This is a genomic window from Protofrankia sp. CiP1_Cm_nod4 (assembly GCF_982290645.1).
This window is the reverse complement of sequence record NZ_CEVIVC010000013.1, coordinates 33,096-40,365: the sequence shown is the minus strand read 5'-3', so window position 1 is coordinate 40,365 and position 7,270 is coordinate 33,096. Positions and strand designations below refer to the sequence as shown.

General features: G+C 73.3%; 6 protein-coding genes. 2 read left to right on the top strand and 4 right to left on the bottom strand.

What is annotated here, in order from left to right; translation table 11 throughout:
* Positions 1 to 866: PAC2 family protein (locus tag AC5LSR_RS04810; RefSeq protein ID WP_250290589.1), on the bottom strand; the 866-nt coding region annotated here is incomplete at its 3' end.
* 401 nt (positions 867 to 1,267) lie between these two features.
* On the opposite strand from AC5LSR_RS04810, the gene AC5LSR_RS04805 reads away from it, so the two are divergent.
* Positions 1,268 to 2,557 (top strand): XdhC family protein, encoded by a 1,290-nt coding sequence (locus AC5LSR_RS04805; RefSeq protein ID WP_493468187.1) that lies wholly within the window; start codon positions 1,268 to 1,270, stop codon positions 2,555 to 2,557.
* Positions 2,558 to 2,701: 144 nt separating this feature from the next.
* Here the strand turns inward: AC5LSR_RS04805 and AC5LSR_RS04800 are convergent, their stop codons facing one another.
* The 3 genes from AC5LSR_RS04800 to AC5LSR_RS04790 all read right to left on the bottom strand — a co-directional run bounded on the left by AC5LSR_RS04800 (position 2,702) and on the right by AC5LSR_RS04790 (position 6,338).
* Complete coding sequence (locus tag AC5LSR_RS04800) at positions 2,702 to 2,956, bottom strand: hypothetical protein (protein WP_250282894.1); 255 nt, start codon at positions 2,954 to 2,956, stop codon at positions 2,702 to 2,704.
* A 224-nt stretch (positions 2,957 to 3,180) separates the two neighbouring features.
* On the bottom strand, positions 3,181 to 5,523 hold the full coding sequence (locus AC5LSR_RS04795; protein WP_493464327.1) for a HelD family protein: 2,343 nt from the start codon (positions 5,521 to 5,523) through the stop codon (positions 3,181 to 3,183).
* A gap of 242 nt (positions 5,524 to 5,765) precedes the next feature.
* Positions 5,766 to 6,338, bottom strand: coding sequence for a ferric reductase-like transmembrane domain-containing protein (locus AC5LSR_RS04790; RefSeq protein WP_250283955.1), 573 nt, complete (start codon positions 6,336 to 6,338; stop codon positions 5,766 to 5,768).
* Between the two features lie 353 nt (positions 6,339 to 6,691).
* On the opposite strand from AC5LSR_RS04790, the gene AC5LSR_RS04785 reads away from it, so the two are divergent.
* On the top strand, positions 6,692 to 7,270 hold a 579-nt coding region (locus tag AC5LSR_RS04785), incomplete at its 3' end, for a tyrosine-protein phosphatase (protein WP_493468186.1).

Here is a 7,270-nt window from a genome sequence, read left to right as displayed (position 1 = left end):
GCCGCGGCGAGCTCGTCCGCGGTGGGCAGCTCCTCGTCCTCGACCGCCGGGAGATCGGCGCCTGCCCGGCCCTGGATGAACGTGTCGTACTGCTCCTCGAGGGCGGTGACCAGCGCCGCCGCCTCACCGCCGTTCGCCAGCTGCCGGTCGATGTTGGTGCGGACGGCCGCCGACGCGGAGCGCAGCCCGTCCAGCGGGAGCATCAGGCCGGTCGCCTTCGACAGCGAGGTGAGCAGGCTCTCGGTGGCCGCCGGATAGTCGGTCTGCGACAGGTAGTGCGGGACGTGGGCGGCGAACCCCATCGCGTCGAGGCCGTCGCGTCCGCGCAGGTACTCGATGAGATGGCCGGCGCTGCCGGGTGCCTGGACCCGCCGTACCCACGGCTCGTACCCGATGATGAGGTCCCGGCGGGTGGCGTGCGCGGTGACGCCGCACGGGCGGGTGTGCGGAACGGCCATCGGGATCGCGTTGAGACCCACGGTCAGCCGGACGCCCAGGCGCTCGGCGAGAATGCCGACGGCGGCGATGAACCGCTTCCACTGCAGGTCGGGCTCTGGGCCGGACAGCAGCAGGAAAGGCGTCCCGGCGCTGTCATCGACGAGGTGCAGCCCGAGCAGGGGCTCGTCGTAGTGTTCCCAGTGATCCTCGGAGAAGATCATGAATGGCCGGCGGGAGCGGTAGTCGAGCAGCTGGTCGATGTCGAAGGTCGCGATGAGACGGTTGTCCAGGGTGGTCAGCAGATGGTCGCGGGCCAGCCGGATCGAGCCACCCGCATCGACGACACCGGTGAGAGCCTCCACCAGCACCGGCCTGCCGATTTCCGGCAGATCGTCGGCGACCTCATACAGCTCACGAGGGTCGAGCACTGGTCGGAGCCTCCTCACGGAAGTCTGTTGGCCGCTTCACCAAGGATGAAGCGACAACGGTACCGATCTGTTCCTGCCGTGTGACGTCCTCCGAAAACCTGGCGGAGCGCTTGCGGTAAGTATCGCAGCCGGGCCCGTCCGGGCGGGCGGGGCCACGGCGGGAGATCGCGGCCCCGCCCAGGGTGAGCTCCCGCTCCGCGTTGCGCGGTCCACTATGGCTACTCTCCGTACTGATCGACCAGATCCTGTCCTGCTCCGTGCTGCCTGGTCCGCACGCTGCCGCGCCGCACACTCCTGTGTCCCGTGTGCTGTGGTGGGCATGGGCGGTGGGCATGGGCGGCCCGGCACTCCCGCAGGACATGGCGGGGAAGGCATAGCGAAGACACGGCAAGGGAGGCCCTGTGCGTGACGCGCTGCCGGAGCTGGCCCGCTGGTGGGCGGCGGGGAAGCCGTTCGCGCTCGTCACCGTGGTCGGGACCGGTTCGTCCGCGCCGCTCCCGCCCGGTGCGGTGCTGGCCGTCGGCACCGGCGGGGAAGCGGTCGGCAGCGTCTCCGGCGGCTGCGTCGAGGGCGCGGTGTACGAGCTGGCGTGCCAGGTGCTCGCCACAGGTGAGCCGGCACTGGCCACGTACGGCCCGGACGGTGATAGCAGCCTGGACGGTGGCGACGCCCTGGGCAGCGGAGACGATCTGGGCAGCGGAGACGATCTGGGCAGCGGAGACGATCTGGACGGTGACGGCGACGGCGGTGGCGGTGGGCTGGGCGCGGGCGGAGGGCCGGGCGGTGACGACGTACTGGCGACCGGGCTGACCTGCGGCGGGACCATCAGCGTCTTCGTGCAGCGCATCGACCGTCACGGCGCGCCGGAGTTCGGCGACGTGGCGGCGGCGGTGGCCGCGGCCGAGCCGGTGGCGGTGGGTACCGTCATCGGCTCGGCCGCCGCGCCGGTGCGGCCGGGCGCCCGGCTGGCGGTCTGGCCAAGCCGGGTGGCCGGCACCCTCGGCACCGAGGGGCTCGACGCGGCCGTCGCGGACGACGCCCGGGAGATGCTCGCGCGGGGGCACAGCGGCCGACGCCGCTACGGGCCGCGCGGCCAGCGGCACGGCACCGGGACAGGTACTGGGAGGACAGGTACTGAGATAGGCACCGGGATAGACGTGTTCGTGCGGGCGTTCGCGCAGCCCGCCCGCATGCTCGTGTTCGGTGCGGTCGACTTCGCGGCCGCGCTCACCCGCATCGGCGCGTTCCTGGGGTTTCGAGTCACCGTGTGTGATGCCCGGCCGGTGTTCGCCACCCGTGAGCGTTTCCCGGCGGCCCACGAGGTGGTGGTCGAATGGCCGCACCGCTATCTCGGGCGGATCGCCGTCGACCCGTCCACGGCGATCTGCGTGCTCACCCACGACCCGAAGTTCGACGTCCCCCTGCTGGCGGCGGCGCTGCGCACGCCGGCGGGCTACATCGGCGCGATGGGCAGCCGGCGCACCCATGCCGACCGGCTCGCCCGCCTGCGGGCCGCCGGGCTGACCGAGGCGGAGCTGGCCCGGATCCGGGCGCCGATCGGCCTTGATCTCGGTGGCCGTACGCCCGAGGAGACCGCGGTGTCGATCGCGGCCGAAATCGTCCAGACGCGCTGGGGTGGGAGCGGCCGGCCGTTGTCGACGACATCCGGCCGTATCCACCCCGTGCCGTGACAGTGCTGTGACGCACCGGTCCGGCGCGCCGACGGTCCGCCGCGGATCGGTGGGACCGGTGGTGGCCGTGAACCGGCAGTGGGCGACCGGCAGTGGGCGACCGGCGTGGATGTCGACAGCGGGCGAGGGGTGGGCGGCGGCTGGTCAGTACCAGACCAGCGCGTTCGCGTTCGACACCGTCAGGCCGACGATCCACAGTGCGACGTCGACGATGCCCAGGACGAGCCCGGCCGTTGCCAGGTGCCCACCGCCGCCGCGTCGTCCCCGCACCCCGAAGGCGATCGCGACGATCCCGAGGATGATCCCGAGGAGGAACAGGCCGATGATCCCGCAGACCAGGCTGATGACCGAGTCCCGCCGAGCGGTCGGGGTCCTGGTCCTGATTGGTCCGTAGCGCACCCCTGTTCCGTTCCCACCGAACGCCGCGGAACACACCACGACGTGCCGGCCTGCCCGGACCGGGCGAGATCCGGAGCTTCCCGTCCGGGATGGTGGCCGGCTCGGCGGGAGCCTGGTCAACGTCCGGACGTCGGTGCGCGCGCCTGTCGTCGGGCCGGCGTTCGGCAGCCGGGAAGCCGGGAAGCCGGGCCGCCAGCCGGCCCCGGAGCCAGCCGGAGCAGCCGCTACCCGAGCCGGCCGCCGCCGGCCGGCCGCCGCTCGGTGGCCAGCCGGCGTAGGACCGTCGGCAGTGGACCCGAGTGGACGACGGTCAGCGTCCGGGTAGCCCTGGTCAGCGCCACGTACAGGTCGGCGAGGCCGCGCCGCGAACCATTAATGATCATCTGGGGCTCCGCCACGACGACCGCGTCGAACTCCAGGCCCTTGGACTCCGCGACGGTGAGCACCGCGATCGGGGCGGCCAGCACGTCCGCTGTGCCGCTGGGGGCGGCCGTTCCGGCCGCCGCTGTGCCGAAGGGGGTGCCCGCCGGCGCGGCCGCGAGTGCCGTGCGGATCCGCTCGGGCAGGCCGGCCGGGCAGATCACCGCCACCCGGCCCTCGCCCACCGCCTCGGCGGCACGCAGCGCCCACGCTGCGGCCGCGGCGGCCAGCGCGTCGCCACCGGGCCGGTCGGCGTCGACGGCCACCGCCGTCGGCCGCGCTCCGGTGGCCCGCACGGAGCGCGGCGGCCTGGCCGAGGGGTCCTGCGCGGCGAGGACGTCAGCCGCCACATCCATGATCTCCATGGGTGTGCGGTAGCTGACGCTGAGCCGTTCCAGCCGCCAGCGATCGCCGATGTGCGGGGCCAGCGCCTCGGCCCAGCAGCCCGCCGCGGCCGGGCCCGAAGCCTGGGCGAGATCACCGACCAGGGTGGCCGAGCGCATCGGGCAGCGCCGCCACAGCAGCCGCCACAGCATCGGTGACACTTCCTGCGCCTCGTCGACGATGAGATGGCCGAAGGCCCACGACCGGTCGCCGCTGGCATGCTCCACGGCGCTGCGCCGCCGGTGGGGGCCGTACCAGCGCTCGGTCATGCCCGCGGCCATCGTCTCCACGTCGACGGTCCCGGTCAGGCCGAGCCCGTCGAGGACCTCGCGGGCGTACTCCCGCTCGGCCTGCCGCTCCCGCTCGACCGCCCGCTCGGCCGGCCGCGCGGTGTCGACGTCCGGATCCCCCAGCAGTTCGGCGGCCTCGTCCAGCAGCGGTACGTCCGCCGGCGTCCACGGGGCGTCGGCCGGCCGGCACAGCAGGTGACGCTCGTGAGCGGTCAGCTGTGCCGCGCGCGCCGCCGAGGCGAGCCGGGGCGGCTCGGCGAACAGGTCGGCGAGCAGACGCTGCGGGGTCAGCCGTGGCCACAGCGCGTCGAAGACCGCCCGCACCGCCGGGTCGGCGCGCACGTACCCGGCGATCTCCTGGCGTTCGTCGTCGTCGAGCAGGCCACCGGGGAGATTCGCGATCACCTGGTCGGTGAGTCCGGCCGTCAGTTCGCGGACGAAGATCCGCCGGGCCGGGTTGTGCGGGCGGCGGCTGCGCCGGGCCCGGGCCCGGGCGTTCTCCACGAACCGCCGGGACAGGCGGAGCACGGCGCCGTCGTAGCGGACCTCCACCCCCTCCGCGGGAACGTGCTGGCGGTTCTTCACCGCCTCGGCCACCAGCGTCGCCATCCGCAGGTCACCCTTGAGCGTGCTGACGCGGGCGTCCTCGTCCCCGGTGGCGTCGACGCCGGGGAACAGCCGCCCCGGGGTCGCGAAGACCACGCCTGTCTCGCCGAGGGAGGGCAGCACCTGCTCGATGTAGCGCAGGAACACCGGGCTCGGGCCGACCACCAGCACACCGGAGCGGACGAGCCGCTCCCGCTCGGTGTACAGCAGGTAGGCGGCCCGGTGCAGGGCCACCGCGGTCTTGCCCGTACCCGGCCCGCCGTCGACGACCAGGACGGATCCGGCGCCGGCGCGGATCACCCTGTCCTGTTCGGCCTGCAGCGTCGCGACGATGTCGTGCATGTGGCCCGAGCGGGGCGCGGACAACGCCTCCAGCAACGGGGTGTCCCCGCTCGCGCCGGCCACCTGGGCGGCGTCGGCGGCGGTGGGGTCGAGCACGTCGTCGGTGAAGCCGCGCAGCTCGCGCCCTTTGGCCCGCAGGTGGCGGCGCCGCAGCAGGCCGTGCGGGTCGGCGAGGGTCGCCCGGTAGAAGGCGGTGGCCACCGGGGCCCGCCAGTCGATCAGGATCGGCTCGTGCTCGGCGTCCGACAGACCGATCCGGCCGATGTAGACGCGCTGGTGGCCGGTGCGGTCCATGGCACCGAAGCACAGCCGTTCCTCGGCGGCGTCGAACCGGTCGATCCGGTCGCAGTACGCGTCGGCGAAGGCCTCCCGCTCCACCCGGGACTGCGGTGTGCCGGTGCCCGCCGTCACCAGCACCGCGCGCAGCTGCTCACGGGCCTGGTCGCGCAGGTCGTCCAGCCGGTTGTACAGGATGTCGACATACGCCTGCTCGCGCGCGAGTTCGTACTCGTACGTCGTCGGCACCTGCGATCCTTCCGGTTTGTAGACGGTGGGCACGCCCGGCCCCGCGGCCGGGTCCCCGACCGGCAGCCGCTGGCCGACGTCCGCTGGCGGGCGTCCGCTGGCCGGCATCCACCGGCCGGCACCCGCATGTGGAGCGCGAGCGGAACGGAAGATAGATTCTACGCCAGGTGCCCCACCAGCACCCGGTGGGCCAGCGGAGTTCTGCCCGCTGTCGCTCGGCTGGTGCGTCGACGTCCGGCACCTCACGCTGGTCGCGCAACGTACGCCTGTGTGACGATGTGCTCCTGTCCGACGGCGATGTGCTCCTGTCCTGCGACGTGTGCCTGTTCGGCGATGTGCACCTGTTCGGCGATGTGCACCTGTTCGGACGGCACGCCGCAGAGCAGCGCCGCGTCCCGGACGGCCTGCGTCCACGCGCGCGGGCCACAGACGAACACGTCGTGGTCGACGATCTCGGGGACGATCTGGCGCAGCGCGACGTCGTCGAGCAGGGCGGAGAAGCGTTCCGGCAGCCACGACAGGCGGTCCGGGCAACGGTGCCCGGGCAGGTAGATCACCCGGATCCCGCGCAGCACGGCCAGCATGTCCAGCTCGTAACGGAAGGCCGAGCTCTCCTCGGTCATGGCCCGGTAGACCAGCACGGCATCGGCGGGGGAGCGCCCCAGCCCGTCGAGAAGCGTCCTGATCGGGCCGATGCCGACGCCGCACGCCATCACGGTCAGCCCTCGTGGCCGGCGGCCGGCGTCCACGGACGGGTCGACGCCCGTGCCCGGGGCCAGCGTCGCCACCGCAAGATCCAGCGTTGTCGCGATCATGATGTCGTCCTCCATCGGCTCAAGAGGCCCAGGGCCTGTCCCCGGGCACCTACCGGAGCAGGCCGCGGGCACGCGGGGAAGCGCGTGGCCACGGCTGGCGGCTCCCGTGCCCGCCAGCGGTCCTGCTGGTCCCTGCTGGTCTGGTCGGCCGCGCCGGTCCCGCCTCGCGGGGCCTGCGCGGGTGCTTCACCGTCCACGGTGGGCCGGCGGACTTCACCGTTGCTGAATCCAACCTGTGAGGTTGCTGGGAGTTCACTTCGCCGTCAGCGGAGGTGGATGTGCTCAGATAGAGCAACATCGGACGATCAACACGGAGCGGGCATATGAACGGTGAGACGACTGCCGATCAGTTGGTGAACCTGCGTGACCTGGGTGGGCTGCCCACCAGCGACGGCGGGCTGACCCGGGCCGGTGTGCTCTACCGCAGCGAGGCTCCCCTGCACGGTGACCGGCCGCCGCCGAACGGTCTCGCATGGCCGCCCCGCACGGTCGTCGACCTGCGCTCGCCGGTCGAGCAGGACGGCCCGCACCCGCTGGCCTCGGCGGCGACCGGCATCCACCTGATCCCGCTGCTGGGCGACGTCGATCCCCACGACCCGTCCTCCCGGACCGCCACGGCGCTCGCCGGCGGTCTGCGCACGCTCTACCAGTCGATCATTGTCTCCGCCGGCTCGCTGGTGGTCGGCATCCTTCATCTCGCGGCTCGGACACCCGCGCCGCTGCTCGTCCACTGCGCGGCCGGGAAGGACCGGACCGGCCTTGTCGTGGCGGTGCTGCTGCGTGCCGCGGGCGTCCGGGCGGACGCGGTGCTCGCGGACTACGCGATCACGGCCACGAACATGCCCGCGGTGCTGCGACGGATGGGTGACAGCCCGCTGCTGCCGGGCGGTGGGCAGAACGCGCGGGATCTGGCCAGGACGTCGTCCTCGGCC